The sequence below is a fragment of the Peptoniphilus sp. GNH genome (assembly GCA_021307325.1).
Lineage (GTDB): Bacteria > Bacillota > Clostridia > Tissierellales > Peptoniphilaceae > KA00134.
On record CP089931.1, the window covers coordinates 1,770,773 to 1,790,101 of the forward strand.

General features: G+C 37.1%; 17 protein-coding genes and 1 riboswitch. Of the genes, 9 read left to right on the forward strand and 8 right to left on the reverse strand.

The window, feature by feature from the left end:
• Positions 1-57: 57 nt before the first annotated feature.
• The 3 genes from rpsG to tuf are packed head-to-tail and all read left to right on the forward strand — an operon-like array spanning position 58 to position 3,829.
• Positions 58-528 carry a 30S ribosomal protein S7 gene (rpsG, locus tag LV469_08490; protein UHR02660.1) on the forward strand — a complete coding sequence of 157 codons (471 nt, stop codon included), beginning with the start codon at positions 58-60 and terminating at the stop codon, positions 526-528.
• Between the two features lie 12 nt (positions 529-540).
• Entirely contained in the window at positions 541-2,616 is a 2,076-nt protein-coding gene (gene fusA, locus LV469_08495; GenBank protein ID UHR02661.1) for an elongation factor G, read from the forward strand.
• Positions 2,617-2,635: 19 nt separating this feature from the next.
• Positions 2,636-3,829 carry an elongation factor Tu gene (gene tuf, locus LV469_08500; protein UHR02662.1) on the forward strand — a complete coding sequence of 398 codons (1,194 nt, stop codon included), beginning with the start codon at positions 2,636-2,638 and terminating at the stop codon, positions 3,827-3,829.
• Between the two features lie 281 nt (positions 3,830-4,110).
• On the opposite strand, the gene LV469_08505 is transcribed toward tuf, so the two are convergent.
• Positions 4,111-7,539, reverse strand: a complete 3,429-nt coding sequence (locus LV469_08505) for a pyruvate carboxylase (GenBank protein UHR03604.1) — start codon at positions 7,537-7,539, stop codon at positions 4,111-4,113.
• Positions 7,540-7,614: 75 nt separating this feature from the next.
• On the opposite strand from LV469_08505, the gene LV469_08510 reads away from it, so the two are divergent.
• Entirely contained in the window at positions 7,615-8,358 is a 744-nt protein-coding gene (locus tag LV469_08510; GenBank protein UHR02663.1) for a metallophosphoesterase, read from the forward strand.
• A gap of 11 nt (positions 8,359-8,369) precedes the next feature.
• A complete protein-coding gene (locus tag LV469_08515) occupies positions 8,370-9,053 on the forward strand; it encodes a DUF1538 domain-containing protein (GenBank protein ID UHR02664.1) in 684 nt (227 codons plus the stop codon).
• A 341-nt stretch (positions 9,054-9,394) separates the two neighbouring features.
• On the opposite strand, the gene LV469_08520 is transcribed toward LV469_08515, so the two are convergent.
• The 5 genes from LV469_08520 to LV469_08540 form a co-directional block, all read right to left on the reverse strand.
• Positions 9,395-10,117, reverse strand: coding sequence for an ABC transporter ATP-binding protein (locus tag LV469_08520; protein ID UHR02665.1), 723 nt, complete (start codon positions 10,115-10,117; stop codon positions 9,395-9,397).
• Complete coding sequence (locus LV469_08525) at positions 10,117-11,157, reverse strand: ABC transporter substrate-binding protein (GenBank protein ID UHR02666.1); 1,041 nt, start codon at positions 11,155-11,157, stop codon at positions 10,117-10,119. The genes LV469_08520 and LV469_08525 overlap by 1 nt, the downstream gene beginning before the upstream one ends.
• Positions 11,154-11,924, reverse strand: coding sequence for an ABC transporter permease (locus tag LV469_08530; protein ID UHR02667.1), 771 nt, complete (start codon positions 11,922-11,924; stop codon positions 11,154-11,156). The genes LV469_08525 and LV469_08530 overlap by 4 nt, the downstream gene beginning before the upstream one ends.
• Entirely contained in the window at positions 11,899-12,177 is a 279-nt protein-coding gene (locus LV469_08535) for a thiamine-binding protein (GenBank protein UHR02668.1), read from the reverse strand. Before LV469_08535 ends, LV469_08530 begins: the two co-directional genes overlap by 26 nt.
• A gap of 70 nt (positions 12,178-12,247) precedes the next feature.
• Positions 12,248-12,347, reverse strand: a riboswitch (TPP riboswitch).
• Between the two features lie 106 nt (positions 12,348-12,453).
• Positions 12,454-12,720 carry a glutaredoxin gene (locus LV469_08540; protein ID UHR02669.1) on the reverse strand — a complete coding sequence of 89 codons (267 nt, stop codon included), beginning with the start codon at positions 12,718-12,720 and terminating at the stop codon, positions 12,454-12,456.
• A 254-nt stretch (positions 12,721-12,974) separates the two neighbouring features.
• Between LV469_08540 and LV469_08545 the strand changes: the two genes are divergently transcribed.
• The 3 genes from LV469_08545 (at position 12,975) to LV469_08555 (ending at position 15,810) form a co-directional block, all read left to right on the forward strand.
• Positions 12,975-13,262 (forward strand): hypothetical protein, encoded by a 288-nt coding sequence (locus tag LV469_08545; GenBank protein UHR02670.1) that lies wholly within the window; start codon positions 12,975-12,977, stop codon positions 13,260-13,262.
• Positions 13,263-13,329: 67 nt separating this feature from the next.
• Positions 13,330-14,922, forward strand: a complete 1,593-nt coding sequence (locus LV469_08550) for a flavocytochrome c (protein ID UHR02671.1) — start codon at positions 13,330-13,332, stop codon at positions 14,920-14,922.
• A gap of 48 nt (positions 14,923-14,970) precedes the next feature.
• Complete coding sequence (locus LV469_08555) at positions 14,971-15,810, forward strand: ADP-ribosylglycohydrolase family protein (GenBank protein ID UHR02672.1); 840 nt, start codon at positions 14,971-14,973, stop codon at positions 15,808-15,810.
• Between the two features lie 61 nt (positions 15,811-15,871).
• On the opposite strand, the gene LV469_08560 is transcribed toward LV469_08555, so the two are convergent.
• A complete protein-coding gene (locus LV469_08560) occupies positions 15,872-16,618 on the reverse strand; it encodes a DUF3169 family protein (protein UHR02673.1) in 747 nt (248 codons plus the stop codon).
• A gap of 283 nt (positions 16,619-16,901) precedes the next feature.
• Positions 16,902-18,314 (reverse strand): sigma 54-interacting transcriptional regulator, encoded by a 1,413-nt coding sequence (locus LV469_08565; protein ID UHR02674.1) that lies wholly within the window; start codon positions 18,312-18,314, stop codon positions 16,902-16,904.
• A 240-nt stretch (positions 18,315-18,554) separates the two neighbouring features.
• On the opposite strand from LV469_08565, the gene LV469_08570 reads away from it, so the two are divergent.
• Positions 18,555-19,328 (forward strand): cyclase family protein, encoded by a 774-nt coding sequence (locus tag LV469_08570; protein ID UHR02675.1) that lies wholly within the window; start codon positions 18,555-18,557, stop codon positions 19,326-19,328.
• Position 19,329: the final 1 nt, after the last annotated feature.

Below are 19,329 nucleotides of genomic sequence, written 5' to 3' on the forward strand. Positions count from 1 at the left end.
TAACGACTAAAGTCGAGTACCAGTGAATCGACTAATAAATGGTTAAGGAGGGAAGTTATGCCAAGAAAAGGACATGTTCCAAAGAGAAAAGTACTGGCTGATCCTGTCTATGATGATGTAGTAATCACAAAACTTATAAACAACGTGATGCTAGATGGCAAGAAGGGAACAGCTCAAAGAATAGTATATGGTGCTCTTGAAACAATAAAAGAGCAAACAGGAGAAGACCCAATCGAGGTTTTCTACAAGGCATTGAACAATGTAATGCCTGTGCTAGAAGTAAAAGCAAGACGTATTGGTGGGGCTACTTACCAAGTACCAATGGAAGTAAGACCAGAAAGACGTCAAACCCTAGGACTTAGATGGATAGTAAAATTTGCAAGAGAACGTGGCGAAAAGACCATGGATCAAAGACTTGCAAAAGAAATACTAGACGCATCCAACTCCTTGGGAGCTAGTGTAAAGAGAAAAGAAGAAATGCATAGAACAGCGGAAGCTAACAAGGCATTTGCACACTATAGATGGTAAGAGGGGGATATAATGCATAGAGACGTAGATCTAAAGCATGTGAGAAACATAGGTATCATGGCCCACATCGATGCGGGCAAGACAACTACTACCGAACGTATTCTTTTCTATGCAGGTAAAATTCACAAAATAGGTGAAACTCACGAAGGTGGGGCCCAAATGGACTGGATGGAGCAAGAAAAGGAAAGAGGTATCACAATAACCTCTGCTGCTACCACAGCTCGTTGGAAGGGTTACAGGTTAAACATCATTGATACACCTGGACACGTTGACTTCACAGTAGAAGTTGAAAGATCCCTAAGGGTATTGGATGGTGCAGTTGCTCTATTTGACGCTAAAAGCGGTGTAGAACCACAATCAGAAACTGTTTGGAGACAATCAGACACCTATCATGTACCAAGAATTGCCCATATAAATAAGATGGACGTTACAGGAGCAAATTTCTTTAGAAGTGTAGACACTATCAAAGATAAGCTTCATGGAAACCCAGTTCCAATTCAAATTCCAATGGGAGCAGAAGAAAACTTCATCGGAATGATTGACCTTGTAACAATGAAGGCTGAAATTTACAAGGATGAAATGGGTAAAGAAATAGAAATCACTGACGTACCAGAAGAATACAAGGATGAAGCTGATTCATGGCATGAAAACATGATTGAAAAAGCTGCAGAATTTGACGAAGATTTGATGATGGCTTACCTTGAAGGGGAAGAAGTCACTGAAGAAATGATAAAAAAAGCCATAAGAAAGGGAACAATTGACTGTAAACTAAACCCTGTAACTTGTGGATCTTCATACAAAAACAAGGGTGTACAATTACTTTTGGATGCTATAATCGACTACCTACCATCACCACTTGATATTCCGTCAATTCACGGAACAAGCCTAGATGGAGAAGAAGATCTTGTAAGACACGCATCTGATGATGAACCTTTCTCAGCTCTTGCCTTCAAGATTGTAACAGACCCATATGTAGGAAAACTTTGCTACTTCAGAGTTTATTCAGGAACTCTACAAGCAGGCTCTTATGTATATAATGCAACCAAGGGCAAGAAAGAAAGAATCGGACGTATTCTTCAAATGCACGCCAACAAGAGAGAAGAAATCGACGAAATCCACGCAGGTGAAATTGCAGCTGCAGTTGGATTAAAAGACACTACAACAGGTGACACACTTTGTGATGAAAAGAATCCTATCATTCTTGAAAACATGGAGTTCCCAGAACCTGTAATATCAGTAGCAATAGAACCAAAGACCAAGGCATCTCAAGACAAGATGGCACTTGCACTTCAAAAATTGTCAGAAGAAGATCCTACCTTCAGGACTTATACTGATGATGAAACTGGACAAACAATAATAGCAGGTATGGGAGAACTTCACCTTGATATTATCGTTGACAGACTTTTAAGAGAATTTAAGGTTGAAGCCAATATCGGTAACCCACAAGTATCTTACAGAGAATCTATAACTAAGCCTGCAGAAGCAGAAGGTAAATATGTAAGACAATCAGGTGGACGTGGACAATACGGACATTGTAAGATTAAGATTGAACCACTTGAACCAGGTAGCGGTTTCCAATTTGTAAATGCTATAGTCGGAGGAGCAATTCCAAAAGAATTTATAGGACCTACTCAACAAGGTATAGAAGAAGCCCTAAAGAGTGGTGTACTTGCAGGATATGAAATACTTGATGTAAAAGTAACTCTATATGACGGATCTTTCCACGATGTCGACTCATCAGAAATGGCATTTAAAATCGCAGGTTCAATGGCACTTAGAAATGCAGTTGAAGCAGCTCATCCAGTTTTACTAGAACCAGTAATGAAGGTTGAAATTGTAACTCCAGAAGAATACATGGGAGATGTAATCGGAGATATCAACTCAAGACGTGGAAGAATGGAAGGTATGGAATTAGTTGCAGGAGCACAAAATGTTCACTGCTTCGTACCCCTATCTGAAATGTTTGGATATGCAACATCCCTTCGTTCAAACACTCAAGGTAGAGCAAATTATACAATGCAATTTGACCACTATGAACAAGTTCCAAACAGCATAGCTGAAGAAGTTATAGGAAAGAAAAAAGCTTAATTTTTAAGGAGGAATAAAAATGGCAAAAGGAAAATTTGAAAGAACAAAACCCCACGTAAATATAGGCACAATAGGCCACGTAGACCACGGTAAAACAACCCTAACAGCAGCCATAACCCTAGTAATGAACAAGAGATACGGCAGCGGAGAATTCGTAGACTACGCCCACATAGACAAGGCACCAGAAGAAAGAGAAAGAGGAATCACAATCTCAACATCACACGTAGAATACGAAACACCAAACAGACACTACGCTCACGTAGACTGCCCAGGCCACGCCGACTATGTAAAGAACATGATCACAGGAGCAGCCCAAATGGACGGAGCCATCCTAGTAGTATCAGCAGCAGACGGCCCAATGCCACAAACAAGAGAACACATCCTACTAGCAAGACAAGTAGGCGTACCAAAAATAGTAGTATTCCTAAACAAACAAGACCAAGTAGACGACCCAGAACTAATCGAACTAGTAGAAATGGAAGTAAGAGACCTACTATCAGAATACGACTTCGACGGAGAAAACACTCCAATAGTAGTAGGCTCAGCCCTAAAAGCCCTAGACGATCCAGAAGGAGAATGGGGAGACAAAATAGTAAAACTAATGGAAGAAGTAGACTCCTACATTGATGAACCAGTAAGAGACATCGACCACCCATTCCTAATGCCAGTAGAAGACATCTTCTCAATCACAGGAAGAGGAACAGTAGCAACAGGAAGAGTAGAAAGAGGAACAGTAAAAGTCGGCGACACAGTAGAAATCGTAGGCCTAACAGAAGAAAAGAGAAACGTAGTAGTAACAGGCGTAGAAATGTTCAAGAAAATGCTAGACCAAGCTCAAGCAGGAGACAACATAGGAGCCCTACTAAGAGGCGTACAAAGAAACGAAATCGAAAGAGGACAAGTACTAGCAAAACCAGGAACAATCCACCCACACCACAAATTCCAAGCAGAAGTATACGTACTAACCAAAGAAGAAGGCGGAAGACACACACCATTCTTCAACGGATATAGACCACAATTCTACTTCAGAACAACAGACGTAACAGGCGATATCCAACTAGCAGAAGGCACAGAAATGGTAATGCCAGGAGACAACGCAACCTTCACAGTAACCCTAATCACACCAATAGCAATGGACGAAGGATTGAGATTCGCCATAAGAGAAGGTGGAAGGACAGTAGCATCAGGCGTAGTAACAAAGCTACTAGACTAAGACAAATAAAAAACAAAATGAGCGGCGAGAGTCGCTCTTTTTTTGTATTAAAATGCATGTAATCTTAAAATGCATGTAATCGGAAAGTTATTTAATAGGCACAAATAATAAGTAGAAGCTCTTAGCTTTTTAATTACAAATACAAGTATAGATAAAATAAAAAGAACCCTGTCTTTTTACTAAAATAGACTGAGTTCTTTTAAATTTTAAAATATAAGTAGCATAGACTGAGTTTTACTTTAAAACATCACACTAGATACTAAAATTTCAACTTGCTATAATCAATGCAGTTCAATAATAAGCTGACCACTTTCTACCATGTCCCCTACATCGACAAGCAGAGATTTTATCTTTCCTGAACTTGCTGCGATTACATTTGTTTCCATCTTCATAGCCTCTATTACCATGATGGAGTCGCCCTTTTTGATTTCTTGATTTTCTTTTACTAGAAGGGCCACTACTTTTCCTGGTATAGATGCCCCGACTTCCTTTTCATTGTCAGGATCTGCCATGACTATTTTTTCTCTTTTAATTCCAGTAGATAGAGCATTCTTGTCTTCTATCTTTACGCTTCTTCTGTTGCCATTTATTTCAAAAGTTACATTTCTATAACCTTTTTCGTCCAGCTTGCCAACTTCAATCAAGCTTACTATTAGATTTTTGCCTGCATCCAAACTTATTTCTGCAGTTTCCCCCTCCATAAGACCATGGAAGAAAACATCAGAAGGCATGCCTGAAAGATCGCCATGTTTTTTCTTGAACTTCAAATAATCTTCAAATACTTTTGGATAAAGTCCGTATGCCAACAAGTCGTCCTCGCTTGCTTCCAAACCAAATTTTTCTTTGAGATAGGCCTTGTCTTTTTCAAAGTCCTCTGCATCAAGTAAAAGACCAGGACGTACACTTATTGGGCTTTGGCCCTTTAAAATCAGTTTTTGTAAATCTTTTGGAAAACCACCCAGAGGTTGACCCATCATACCTTTGAAAAATGATACAACTGAGTCGGGATAGTGTAAATTTTTCCCTTTTTCATAAATATTTTCTGGAGTTAAATCATTTTGTACCATAAAAATTGCAAAATCGCCGACCATTTTTGACGAAGGTGTAACCTTTATCAAATCTCCCAACATATCATTTACCTTTTTATACATCTCTTTAACTTCTTTGAATTTATACCCGAGACCAAAAGATTCAACTTGAGGTTTCAAGTTGGAGTACTGACCACCGGGGATCTCATACTTATAAATTTCAGTAGATCCGGCCTTCAAATCAGATTCAAACTCCTTGTAAATTGGTCGGATGCTTTCCCAGTATTTAGAAATTTCTTCAATCTTATCAAGATTCATTCCGCTTGCTCTATCAGTATTTTCAAGAGCTGCGACAACTGAATTAAGAGCAGGTTGAGATGTAAGACCAGACATGGAGTTTATAGCCAAATCGACTATATCAACACCTGCTTCAGCAGCCATCAAGACGCTGGCAACGCCATTGCCTGTGGTGTCATGGGTGTGGAGGTGGATAGGTATGGATAATTCATTTTTCAAGGCGGCTATTAGCTTTCTAGCGGCATAAGGCTTTAAGAGGCCCGACATATCCTTGATGGCAAAAATATTTGCTCCAGCCTTTTCTAATTCTTTGGCACCTTTTATATAATAATCTAGACTGTACTTGTCTTTTTTTTCATTTAGAATATCGCCAGTATAGCACATGGCAGCCTCGGCGATTTTTCCATTATTTCTGACTTCATCTATGCTGAGGCGAACATTTTCGATCCAGTTTAAGGAGTCGAAGATTCTAAATATATCAACACCTGAATCAGAAGCTGCTTTTATGAATCTCTTTACTACGTTGTCTGGATAATTTTTGTAGCCGACAGTATTATTGCCCCTTATAAGCATTTGTGTGAGAATATGGGGAATAGCCTCTCTTAATTTTCTAAGTCTTATCCAGGGATCTTCATGCAAGAATCTGTAAGCCACATCAAAAGTTGCCCCACCCCACATTTCAACAGAGAATAACTCTCCCATAAGTGAGTCTGTGGCAGCTGCTATTTTTAAAAGGTCTAGAGTCCTTACCCTTGTAGCCATTAACGACTGATGAGCATCTCTCATAGTAGTGTCTGTTATCAGAAGCTTTTTCTGTTCTAAAATCCACTTTGAAAACTTTTCAGCTCCCAGCTTGTCGAAAATTTGCTTGCTGCCCTCAAAGCTTTGTATTTCAAAAGAAGGTACTTGTGCCAAATCATAGCGTTTATCCTTCTTGGAAGGCTTGTTGACGACTATATCTCCTATAAAATTCATAAGTCTTAGCTCTGCATCGACTTGGCTTGTGAAATCAAAAAGCTCTGGATGCTTTTCTATAAAAGATGTTGTGCAGGTGCCTTTTTTGAAGTCATCAGAATTTAAAACATTAAGTAGGAAGCCGGAATTTGTTTTGACTCCGCCGATTTTAGTTTCTCTAATGGCTCTAGATGCCTTGGAAATGGTGTCTTCCCAAGTGCGGGCATGGCTTATGACCTTGACTAGCAAGGAGTCATAATAGGGGGTGATGATAGAACCTGTGTAGGCATTGCCACCATCAAGCCTTACTCCGAACCCCGAAGAAGACCTATATAGATTTATCTTGCCAGTATCTGGAGAAAAGTTTTTTTGAGGGTCTTCAGTTGTAATTCTGCATTGGATGGAGTAGCCGTTTACATGTATGGAATCTTGCGACTTTATATTTATCTCATCAGAGTCTAAAGAATATCCCTCAGCTATTAGAATCATGCTTTGTACGATATCTATGCCAGTAACCATTTCTGTAACTGTATGTTCGACTTGTATTCTGGGATTTACCTCTATGAAATAGTGGTCATTATTTTTATCGACTAAAAATTCAACCGTACCAGCAGACTTGTATTTTAATTTTTTGGCGATTTTTAAAGCATCAGTTAAGATGGCATCCTTGACATCTTGAGGTAGGGTCAAGGAAGGAGTAAATTCTACAACTTTTTGGTGGCGCCTTTGAATTGAGCAGTCCCTTTCATAGAGATGGACTATATTTCCGTAGGCATCGCCCAAAATTTGCACCTCAATATGCTTGGGCGATTCCAAATATTTTTCGATAAACATGGCATCAGAACCAAAGGCCTTTTTGGCCTCACTCATAGCAAGGTGGAAATTATCCAAGAGTTCCTTTTCACTATATACAATTCTCATTCCTCTGCCGCCGCCGCCAGCTGCTGCCTTGACCATCACAGGATACCCAGATTCTCTTGCAAAATAAAGAGCATCCTTATCAGATCTAATGGGCTTGTCAATGCCGGGGATAGTCTTAACCTCTGCCTTGTGGGCCATGATTTTAGAGCTTATTTTGTCTCCGAGTGTCTTTATAGTGTGAGGATCAGGCCCTATAAAACTAATGCCAGCTTGTTCGCATCTTTTGGCAAACTCTGGATTTTCTGACAAAAAGCCATAGCCTGGATGGATGGCATCTACATCCTTAGCCAAGGCGAGAGATATGATTTCATCCATGTCCAAATAGGCATCAAGGGGAGATTTTCCTTTACCTATTAAATAAGATTCGTCAGCCTTAGTTCTAAATAAGGCAAGAGAATCTTCCGTTGAGTATATAGCAACACTTTTTATGCCGAGCTCCCTACAAGCTCTGAAAATCCGAATTGCAATTTCGCCTCGATTGGCGACCAAAATCTTTTTAAATTTTTTTATCTTTTCCAAGCCTAGCACATCCTTTCGCTTTTAATTATTTTATCATACTTGACCCAAATAGTTTATAATTTGTATATGAAGTGGATTTTTCAATTAATAATATTTTTAAGTTTATACAATTATTTTCAGACCAGAATCTTTAAGCTAGAAAAGCTTGAGCTAAACCTTGGCAAAGCACCTCTTAAGGCAATCTTTATTTCTGATTTTCACAACAACAAAATAAACCTTTCAAGACTTTCAAAAACTATACAAAAGCAAAATCCAGACGCAATATTTTTGGGTGGAGATATAATTTCAAGAAATACAAAAAATTTTCGAAGAGTGGAAAAATTTTTGGCAACTTTTTCGGACTACAAGACCTTTTTTGTCTTGGGAAATCATGAAGAAGAAAACCCAAAAATAGATGATTTTTTGAAAATATTGTCAAAATATAATATAATTAACCTTTCCGATGGGGGAATTTACCGAGAAAGAGGTATAAGTATAAGTGGAACAGGTATAAGTACAAAAAATACACCGGAAAATTATGCAAGTAAAGATAAAAACGAGCTAAAGATCTGTCTAGGTCATAGCATAGAAGAAATTTTTAAAACAAGAGGATATGACTTGGCGCTTTGTGGACATACCCACGGAGGGCAAATTAGATTACCAATTTTGGGACAAGTCTTAGATCATGGATTTAAACTTTTTCCTAAGTACTCGAAGGGACTCTATAAAAAAGACGGCTCCTATATCTATATATCTTCTGGTTTGGGCAATTCATCACTTGCGATTAGAACATTTAACAGAATCTCAATAAGTTTTATAAGTATAAGTTAGAATGCGATAAGATGCTTAAAGAAAAACTAAAAGAATCTTTAATGACAGTTGTGCCAATAGTAATAATAGTTCTTTTTCTATTTTTTACTCTACTAGATATAGATATAAGTCTGCTTTATAGATTTTTGATAGGATCAGTCCTAGTTGTGGTGGGTATAGCCATATTTTTGTGGGGAGCGGAGCTTGGCATTGAAGAAATAGGAAAGCTCATGGGCAAGATAGTGGCTAGATGCAAGACTCACCTTGGCATATTCATCTTCGGAAGCTTTTTGGGCTTTTTAATAACGGTTGCAGAGCCGGATCTCATGATACTTGCAAAGCAGATAGAAGGCGCAACTGGTGGACTATTAAATTCTAATTTGACGGTCATTTCAGTAGCAGTCGGTGTTGGAGTAATGGTAGGCTTTGGGTTTGTAAGAATTTTAAAAGATATAGGTATTCATAAATTTTTTAGTTTCTTTTATGCTCTGGCATTTATACTATTTTTCTTTACAAAAGAGGAGTTTCATTGGAATCGCATTCGACTCGGGAGGAGTAGCATCGGGGCCTATGACGGCAACCTTTCTATTGGCACTAAATCAGGGCGCCGCATCCCAAATCCAGACGGCAGATTTGTTGATAGATGGATTTGGAGTCATTGCCATGGTTGCCATGATGCCAGTTCTTTCCATATCAATTTTAGGCTTAATCTTTAAATTAAAAGCCAAAAAGGAAAGTGTTATTATTGAATAATTTATCCATGATTCTGCTTATTGTAAAACCAGGCATGACAAATAAAATAATGGACTTTGCAAGGGAAAACTCAGATGCTCGTGGGGGAACCTTATTTTACGGAGAAGATCTCAACAGATCTAGCTTTTTAAAGTTTTCGCTATTCTTCTAGAATAATAGCCTTCTTTATTTGTGCCGCATTTAATTTTATTGCTTATAAATATAAAAAGTCCAGCCTGGGGAGCTGGACTTTTAGGGATGCCTATAAGTGGTTTGTATGTGTTAGCTTAAAGGTTAAATATTTATATGGCTAGGTTTAAGCTTTTCATATTTCTAAATATTCGATGATTTGTTCTCTATATTTGCTTTTTTGGTATTCTAAATCTTCCTTGTCATTGTAGCTTAGACAAATCTCGTTTGTGATTTGACCGGGCCTATTTTTTAGGATGTAAATTCTGTCGCTTAGGTCTATGGCTTCGTAGATGTCATGTGTTATAAGCAGGCTTGTGAGATCTAGCTTGGCATGGATGCCCTTGTACCACTTATGCAAATCTCTTTTTGTCAAGGCATCAAGTGCTGAGAAGGCTTCGTCTAGTAGAAAGAGTTTTTCTTTGAACATGTAAGTCCTTATGAGGGCTATACGCTGTCTCATACCTCCGCTTAGCTCTTTGGGGTACTTAGCCTTGTAATCTAGAAGGGAGAACTCTCTTAGCATTTCTTCTGCCTGCTTCTGGGCTTCTTTTTTATTGACTCCTTTTATTATGAGAGGGAGCATGACATTTTTTATAATGGTCTTGTGGTCTAGGAGCAAGTCTTTTTGCAACATATAGCTGACTTTGCCGACGAAGTTATTGTTTCCATTTACGAGAATTTCGCCAGTTTGCAATTTCTCTATGCCAGATATGATGTTAAAGAGGGTAGTCTTGCCGACGCCGCTTGCACCTATTATGGAGACTATCTCGCCCTTGTCTACGTGGATACTTATATCTTTTAGGATTTGAACATCCCCGTAGCTATGAGAAAGATTTTTTATTTCTAAGACTTTCATTATTTCAAGTAGTCGTTTGAGAATCCCATGTTTTCTTCTAGAGGCTTTTCGGTGATTTTATTTTCGTTTAGCCAGTTGTAGAAGGCATTCCAACGTGCTGGATCTATCTTTCCCCAATTGTTTTTGTCTTCTGCGTATTGCTTGGAGAGATATTTTTGTGATTCTATTACGAAGTCTTTTTTGTCTTTAAGTTCTGGTGCATATTTGATTAAGATTTCGGCTGCTTCTTCTGGATGATCCATTGCGTAGATGTAACCTTTTTTGATTGCTGATAGGATGTTTTCAGCTTCTTCTTTGTTTTCTTTTAGGTAGTCATTGTTTGCTATTATGACTGGTGAATAGTAGTCTAATTCTTTGGCGAAGTCTTTTAGGTAGAAGAAGTTGGTGTCTAGGTTCATAGATTTTGCCATTATGCCGTCCCAACCGTAGTAGATCCAAGCTGAGTCAAAGACCTTGTTTTCTATGGCCACTATGGAGTTGGCATCTGTATTTGGAACTAGTTCCAATTTTGAAAAGTCTGCATTTTCTCTTTCCATTATATTTTTAATCATGGCTAGCTCGATGGGGTCATTCCAAGTGCCGTATTTTTTGCCTTCTAGGTCCTTGGGGCTTAGTATTTCTTTGTCCTTGCTAGATATGATACCTGATGTATTGTGTTCCACTATAGCTGCTACTGCTGTGATGCCAGCACCTTTTGCTAGTTTGTTTGCCATACTATCTTGGAAGTAGATAGTGAAGGGAGCCTTGTTGTTTATTACAAGGTCTGATGAGCTATCTTCTGGTGGCAATTTGATGTCTAGATCTATGCCGACATCTTTTAGGTAGCCTTTTTCCTTAGCTACATAGATACCTGTGTGGTTGGTGTTTGGTGTCCAGTCTAGGATGAAGTCAACTTTTTTTAATTCTTTTGCTTCTTGAGCAGCTTGTGTTTGTGTTGCCTTATTGTTTTCTTTGCTTTCCTTGTTTTCTTTTTTGTTTGAACAGCCCACTGCGAAAACCATTAGTATGAGGGCCATTAGGGTTGATATTATTCTTTTCATTTCTTTTCTCCTATATATTTCCATTTTAGAAATTTTCTTTCGCTTATTTTTACCAGTTCCATGCTGGCTAAACTTATCACGGATATCAAGATGATGATTGCAAACATTGTGTCGTATTGAAATAATTTTTTGGAACGAATCATATATACTCCAAGTCCTTCGAAACTGCCAAGCCATTCTGATACGACAGCGGCTACAAAGGCGTAGGAAACGCTGACTCTTAAGCCGGCGTAAAAGTAGCTAAGGGCATTGGGTATTTTGATGTGCCACATGATTTGCATCTTGCTTGCGTTCATAAGTCTTAGAAGGCAGATGGCATCTTGGTCTGCATTTTTAAAACCGTCCAATATACTTATCACGATTGGAAAGGTTGTGGTCAGTATTATGAGGACTATTTTTGGAGCCATTCCGTAGCCTAACCACAAGACTAAGATTGGGGCTATGGCTATTGTCGGTATGGTTTGGGTTATTATTAGCAGGGGATAGATGGCCTTATTTAAGACTTGAAAATTATCCATAATTATTGCCAAAAAACAGCCTATTATAATTCCGTAAAAAAGACCTATGATTGCTTCTATTATTGTGATTTTTGAATGAAATAGAAGATTGTCAAAGTTTTTGTAGAATGCTTGTATTATTTCTAGTGGCGTGGGAATTATATATTTTGGCAAAAGGTGCAGATTACCTGCTACTTGCCAGATAATTATGATAAGCAAGATGGTGATAAAGCTTATATGAGTGTCAATTAAATTTTTTAATTTTTTCATCGATACTCAAAATTTTCCCATAATTTATTTTGACGTTTGCAAAGATGTTGTCATGTTCGCTGCCAGCCAGGACTATGGCGTTTTTTAATGACTCCATAAGATAGTCGTATTCGCCTTCGATGACAGTTTCAAAAGGGGTGACTACCATGTCCTTATGCCGACTTGCAAGATAAGAAATTACTTTGTCAATAACTTCTATTCTACATTCTTTACCGAGCGGCAAAATTTGCAGGGCTATACTACAATTTAACAAAATAAAAAAACCTCCTTAAATCTAATACTTAGTTGTATCAATTTGGGAAGTTCTGCTTTAATCCAAATGGTAAATTTGCTTTATACTTACCTCCGCTAGCATTATCTAGATCAGGTTCGGTCAAAACTTTAAGTTTACTCTCAGACTGTTCACAGACTCCCGTATGTTCATACTATCACAAAGATATGCAGCATACAATAAAAAAGCTCTCTAAGAGGAAAAAATAAGGTCTCCTAAAGAGCATGGGTATTTTAAAATAATCAAGTGGGCTAGATTTCACCTTGAAAGTTTAGTGAGATCCATGGATTCTTGAAAACTTATAAAGTCCTTTGCTTCTGCGAGCATTATAAGGGGAATGCCAACTCGGCCTTCTTTTTTGATTTGGTCAAAGTAGGGGCAAGTGTCTCTTAGCTTCAAAAATCTTTTTAAATTTTTCATAGACGCTGTGATGTCTACAAGTTCGTAGTTTAATTTAGACTGTTCGAAAGCTTTTATGGCTGGTGGACAGTCTGGACACAGACTCGAAACAAATAGAGTTATCATAATATCACCTCGAAAGTTTTATACACCAAAAAAAATAATTTTACAAGCGGGTGGGGTGATAAAAAATTAATGTTTAATCGAAAGAAAAATTAAAAACGTTGTCATATTTTTGCGGTCAAGAGAATATTAAGGTTTTTCCATTTTAAAGTCTATAAATTTAGTGAATAAATTCGTCAAAAATATTGACTCAGATTAAGAATTTTGTTATTCTATTTACGAATTTTAATGATTTATTAAATTATTAGGATGAAAAAATGAAAAATACAATAAGAAAAGCTTTGGCTTTGGGACTTATATGCTCGAGTGAATTTTCACTGATGGCATGTGGAAAGAAGAATGATGGAGAAGCTATGTATAAGGCTGGTACATATAAGGCTTCTGCCACAGGTTATAATCAAGATGTGCCTATCGAAATAGAAGTTAAGGTATCTGAAACTGCTATTGAAGACATAAAGGTGCTAAAAGCTGAAGAAACTGAAGGCATCGGTGCTGTTGCTCTAGAAGAGCTTCCAGCTAAGATGGTCGAAGCGAAGGCAAAATAAAATAGTTAAAATTTAGCCGGTGGTGATCTGCCGGCTATTTTTAGGAAATTATTTTTAGGAGGTAAAAATGAAGAAAAGAATTATTTCTCTTCTACTTGTGTTAGCCATGGCTTTTAGTCTTTCTGCTTGTGCAAAGACTGAAAACAAGAAGGCAGAAGAAGGCAAGAATGAAGCAAATAAGACTGAAGCTAAGAAGGACAGCTATGAAACTGATGTGCTCGTAATAGGAGCTGGTGGAGCTGGAATGGCAGCCGCACTTGCTGCTAATGAAGCAGGCAAGAACGTTTTGATTTTGGAGAAGGGTCAAATGACAGGCGGAAACACTACTAGGGCAACTGGTGGTATGAATGCTGCAAAGACTCCTTACCAAGACGAAAACAAGTTTGAACCAGCTCAAAAAGAAGCAATTGAAAAGAAAATTGCAATTGCTAAAAAAGATTATCCTGAGTTGACAGAACTTGCTGACAAGGTGGCTGCTCAATTGGCAGAATACGAAAAGGATTCAAAGGGATACTTTGACTCTGTTGAGCTTTTCATGCTAGACACTATGGTGGGCGGCAAGAATCTAAACAATCCAGAACTTGTAAAGCAACTTACTGAAAATTCATCTGCTGCTATCGAATGGCTAAAGACTTACGGAATGGAACTTACAAATGTGGGCGCCTTTGGTGGGGCTTCTGTAATGAGAATTCACAGACCTATGAAGGATGGCAAGACTGTTGCTGTTGGACCATATCTAGTTTCTAATATGACTAAGGCTGTTAAGGACAAGAATATTGAAATAATATTCGAAAGTCCCGCTACTGAAATCCTTGTAGAAGATGGCAAGGTTGTAGGAGCAAAGGCAGGAGACATAAATATAAAGGCTAAATCTGTTGTAATAACAACAGGGGGATTTGGAGCCAATTTGGAAAAGGTTGCTGAAATCAAACCAGAACTAAAGGGCTTTGTAACTACAAATGCACCAACAATCACTGGTGATGGAATTTGGATGGCTCAAGCAATAGGAGCTGATGTAGTAGATATGGATCAAATTCAAATTCACCCAACAGTAGAACAAGAAACTGCATCACTTATCACAGAAGGGGTGAGAGGAGATGGAGCAATCCTTGTAAACCAAGAAGGAAAGAGATTTGTAGACGAAGTGTCTACAAGAGATGTTGTATCAGCAGCAGAAATCGCTCAAACTGGTGGCTATGCTTATTTGATTTTCGACCAAAAAATGGCTGATGCATCTAATCCTATCCAAGGTTACATCAAAAAGGGCTTCACAAAACAAGGCGACACTGTAGAAGCTTTGGCTAAAGAAATTGGAGTTGACGAAGCAACTTTCAAGGCCACTATGGATGCTTGGAATGCAGCTGTAAAGGCTGGAAAAGACGAAGAATTTGGCAGAACTTCTTTCACAACAGAACTTGTAACTGGTCCTTTCTATGCAATCAAACTTTCACCTGGCGTACATCACACTATGGGTGGTATAAAGATTAACAAAGACACTCAAGTAATAAACACTGAAGGCAAGGTAATAGAAAACCTATTTGCAGCAGGAGAAGTTACAGGAGGAGTTCACGGAGCTAATAGACTTGGCGGAAATGCAGTAGCAGATATAATTGTCTATGGTAAAATCGCTGGTCAAAAAGCGGCTGAAAACGCAAAATAAGATATAAAAAGTAAAAAGCTCCCTTCGGGGAATTTTTTTGAGGTGAAAATGAAAAATTTAAAACTAAGAGATGCAGTCTACGGATTTTGCCTTGGAGATGCTCTGGGAGTCCCCTATGAATTTAGAAAGAGGGGGTCTTTCGAAGCCAAGGACATGGTAGGATATGGAAGTCATGAGATGCCAGAGGGAACTTGGTCTGATGATTCTTCCATGATGCTTGCGACGTGCCTTTCTATAAAAATAAATGGCAAATTGGACTTGGAAGATATAATGAAAAAATTTTGGCTTTGGTATGATAAAGGCTACTATACACCCTTTGGCGAATGTTTTGATGTTGGGATTACAACAGCAAATGTGCTAAGAAATTATGGAGACAGGGGGGAAATTTTACCAGAAAAATCTTTTTATTCAAATGGAAATGGGTCACTTATGAGAATTTTACCTCTCATATTTTTGCCAGTTACAAAATCGGACATCTACAAGACATCAGCACTGACTCATGGACATGAAATTTCCTTGAGGGCATGCCAACTTTATGTAGAGATTGGAAAAAAACTCTTAAAAGGAGAAGACTTGGCTCAAATCTTAAAAAATTTAAAGCTGGATGAAGTTTTCTTTAGACTTTCTAGTCTGCAAGCTTTGCCAGAAGAAAAGATCAAATCGTCAGGCTATGTCGTGGACAGTTTAGAAGCTTGTCTTTGGTCAATTTTAAAATCCAAGTCCTACGAAGAAACTGTTTTAAGAGCTGTAAATCTGGGAGAAGACACAGACACCATTGCAGCCTTGGCAGGAGGCCTTGCAGGCATAATTTACGGCTATGACTCCTTCCCAGAAAGCTGGCTTAATAAGCTAAAAGGGAAGGACTTCATAGAATCTTGTCTCTTTTAAAAATTAAATGGATCGGGTTTGACATGCTTAAAAAAAGCCGAATTCAAAACCGATCCATTTTTTACTTACAGGATTTACCAATGGCAAGTTGAAAAGAAATCACATTAAAGACATTTATAAAAAGAATTAAAAAAATAGGCAACAAGCCTAAGTCCACCACAAAGCCCGCACATCCTATAAAGATCATAAGATAAAACAAAAACCTACCCAACCGCATATAAGCTATAAAACTTGCCTTGGAAAGCTCTGCCAGCTCTTTTTCATCAAAAGTTTCTATAAATTTCTTTTGAAAATTTAGATTCATAAAATCAGAATTTTTTTCTGGATGATAAATTTTTAAAAGATCAAAACTCTTTTTTGAAAATATTGCATAGACAAGAAGGTCTAATAAAAACACAAAAGAGCATATAAAGTACAAATTGCCAAAACTTTTCTCAACATAACCTCTAGTTAAAGACCAAATCGTAATAAAATAAAAACAAAAATTTATAAAAAGAGAAAGTTTGGAAACTGTCATGGACCAAGCCAGAGTTTTATCTTCAATTAAATCGCACTTATGCTTCAATTGATTTAGAACATCCCTTTTTCCCCTATAAAACAAGAACAGATAGACAAAAAGACCCAAAAGAGAAACCGCAAAAAATATATAAGAAGAATTGCTATAAAAAGCAAGCGAAATATTTTCGATAAAATAGTTAAAATCTATAAAAGAACTAGAAATACCAATGACAAGCCCACCGACTCCACCTATAAGAACTCCAAGCAAAATATATACTATAAATTTTTTTAAAAAATTAGACCATCGCATAAAAACCTCCAATAATTAGCCATAAGATTAGAAGAAAATATCTTAAACCTCAAATAAAAAGCCTTAGAAAGCCTAAAACAGACAATAAGATATAAATCATATCCGATACTTTCTATAAGTCTTATAGTCTGGCGATTCACAAAATCAGCATAACCAAACTCCGCCGATTTATATCTTTTTACTTTTAAAATCACATAAATTGTGTAAAAGCGACATAAAATACTTCTTAAAAATTGATAAATATCCCTATCGTTCAAAATTTGTTTTTTTATATATGTAGTTTTCAAACCTCACTTGAAATATCAATATTCAATTCATCCAATTTTCTATAAAGCATAGCCCTAGAAATATTTAAATCGTCGGCAGCTTTTGTTCTATTACCATTATTAGAGAAAAGGGCATTCAAAATAGCCTGTTTTTCGGCAATGGCTCTAGCCTTAGCAAGAGTTTTTCCCTTGTATAAAGAACTCTTTCTGCTGATTTGTTTACTTTCAAAATAATCTCCAATATGGGCCCAGGAAAGAGTATCGGCCCAGGCGAAATTCATTCCTCTTTCAATGACATTTTCAAGTTCCCTTACATTTCCAGGCCAATCATATTCTTGAAATTTTTCTTTTACAGTGTTTGAAATTCCTGGGACTGCCATACCCAATTGTTTATTTAATTTTGAAAGTAAACTATCTGCCAAAAGGGGGATATCTTCTTTGCGATTTCTCAAAGGTGGAGAAGTTAGATTAACAACATTTAGCCGATAAAATAGGTCTTCTCTAAATTTTTTTTCTCGTACTAATTTTTCTAAATTTTGATTTGTAGCAACTATTATCCTGACATCAATTTTTAAGGATGCTTGACTACCTATAGGCTCTATCTCTTGTTCTTGCAAAACTCTCAATAGCTTTGGTTGAAGCTTAAGAGGTAATTGATGAATTTCATCTAAAAACAAACTTCCACCATTTGCTAGTTCAAATTTTCCTTTTTTACCGCCTGGCTTAGCACCAGTAAAAGCTCCAGGGCTATATCCAAAAAATTCTGATTCCAATAATTCGGCGGGTATGGCTGCGCAATTTACTTTTATGAAAGGATTTTGACTTCTTGAACTAAGTTGATGAATAGAATGGGCGATGAGCTCTTTTCCGGTGCCGCTTTCTCCACTTATTATTACAGTAGAAGATGATCTGGCAACTCTTCTTATATTAGATTTTAAATTTTTTATAACTTCACTTTTTCCAGTAATAGAATCAATTGAATACCTGGTCTGATTGGTTTCGCAAAAATTTATATTGTAAGAATCGAATTTTTTTAGAAGATTATTTATTTTTGAAGTCAGTTCCATCAATTCGCCAGAGCTTTCCAAGGAAGTTATAGTGAATCCTCCTATTAACTTATCATTATTAAATAGAGGTGTATATGAACATATACAATGAAACTCTTCTCCATTTTTATTATTTAGAGTTATTATTTGTCCTCTAATAGGAGAACCTGAATTTATAACATCTGGAACTAAGCTTTGTGGTATAACATCTTTTACATATTTATTTAAGATATCTTTTTCGTTAAATCCTGTAATGTCTTGCCATTTTCTGGATACAAAAACATAACGTCCTTTTTCATCAAACACCATGAATCCATCTAATTCCTCTATAAGACATTCAAATAAAATTTCTTTTGAAAAATTTTTTAATAATAAATTCCCCATAAAAGCCCCCTTGTAAAAATAATTGTATCATAAAATATACGTTTCATAAATGAGACAGTCTCAAATAAGTGCTATTTGTTCTAGATATGTAAAAAAAATAATACAGTAAAAACGATTTCACGTAAAAAAAGTTTATAGAAGGCTTATTTTATGGGAAATATTTTTTAAATATAAGTGGCACGCAATTTGCTTCTGTATATTGTTGCTAGCAAATAGAAAATAAAGAAAAGGGGAGATTTTATGAAAATAGTAGATTTATCAATTTTAATCGAGTCGGATTTACCAAGTGATCCACCGCCACAAAGACCGCATATTACATATCATACACATAAAGAAACATCAACTCAGATGGTGGATTATTTTAAGGGCTTAATATCAGTCGAAGATTTACCAGAAGGAAATGGATGGGCAATTGAAGATGTGATGTTGACAACACATTCAGGAACACACGTTGATGCTCCTATACATTATTATCCAACTATGGAGAATGGAAAAAGAGCATGGTCAATTGATGAAGTGCCTCTTGATTGGTTCATAGGAAATGGTGTGAAATTAGATTTTAGCGATAAAGAAGATGGATACCAAATAAGTGCAAATGACATAAAAGAGTACTTAAAAAAATTTGATTATACTTTGAAAGAAGGGGATATTGTTCTCTTGCAAACTGGGGCGACAAAGCATTGGGGCACAGAAAAATTTTTAACTGCTGGGCCTGGAATGACAGCAGAAGCTACAGAATATTTAATTGGAAATGGAGTAAAGGTAATGGGGACTGACGGATGGTCATGGGATATTCCACTTCCTTTACAAGCAAAGATATTTGAAAAACAAAGAGATCCTAAGATAATTTGGGAAGGTCATAGAGTTGGTATAAAACATGCTTATTGCCACATAGAAAAATTAACAAATTTGGAAAGTTTACCCTTTACAGGATATACATTCATGTGTCTACCAGTAAAAATAAAGGGCGGTAGTGCTGGATGGTGTCGTGCAGTGGCGATTTTCAACGAGTAGG

Bases quoted from the DNA above. Each gene is read 5' to 3' on its own strand.
- rpsG (UHR02660.1), top strand. From the start codon at position 58: ATGCCAAGAAAAGGACATGTTCCAAAGAGAAAAGTACTGGCTGATCCT.
- fusA (UHR02661.1), top strand. From the start codon at position 541: ATGCATAGAGACGTAGATCTAAAGCATGTGAGAAACATAGGTATCATG.
- tuf (UHR02662.1), top strand. From the start codon at position 2,636: ATGGCAAAAGGAAAATTTGAAAGAACAAAACCCCACGTAAATATAGGC.
- LV469_08510 (UHR02663.1), top strand. From the start codon at position 7,615: ATGAAGTGGATTTTTCAATTAATAATATTTTTAAGTTTATACAATTAT.
- LV469_08515 (UHR02664.1), top strand. From the start codon at position 8,370: ATGCTTAAAGAAAAACTAAAAGAATCTTTAATGACAGTTGTGCCAATA.
- LV469_08520 (UHR02665.1), bottom strand. From the start codon at position 10,117: ATGAAAGTCTTAGAAATAAAAAATCTTTCTCATAGCTACGGGGATGTT.
- LV469_08525 (UHR02666.1), bottom strand. From the start codon at position 11,157: ATGAAAAGAATAATATCAACCCTAATGGCCCTCATACTAATGGTTTTC.
- LV469_08530 (UHR02667.1), bottom strand. From the start codon at position 11,924: ATGAAAAAATTAAAAAATTTAATTGACACTCATATAAGCTTTATCACC.
- LV469_08540 (UHR02669.1), bottom strand. From the start codon at position 12,720: ATGATAACTCTATTTGTTTCGAGTCTGTGTCCAGACTGTCCACCAGCC.
- LV469_08545 (UHR02670.1), top strand. From the start codon at position 12,975: ATGAAAAATACAATAAGAAAAGCTTTGGCTTTGGGACTTATATGCTCG.
- LV469_08550 (UHR02671.1), top strand. From the start codon at position 13,330: ATGAAGAAAAGAATTATTTCTCTTCTACTTGTGTTAGCCATGGCTTTT.
- LV469_08555 (UHR02672.1), top strand. From the start codon at position 14,971: ATGAAAAATTTAAAACTAAGAGATGCAGTCTACGGATTTTGCCTTGGA.
- LV469_08560 (UHR02673.1), bottom strand. From the start codon at position 16,618: ATGCGATGGTCTAATTTTTTAAAAAAATTTATAGTATATATTTTGCTT.
- LV469_08565 (UHR02674.1), bottom strand. From the start codon at position 18,314: ATGGGGAATTTATTATTAAAAAATTTTTCAAAAGAAATTTTATTTGAA.
- LV469_08570 (UHR02675.1), top strand. From the start codon at position 18,555: ATGAAAATAGTAGATTTATCAATTTTAATCGAGTCGGATTTACCAAGT.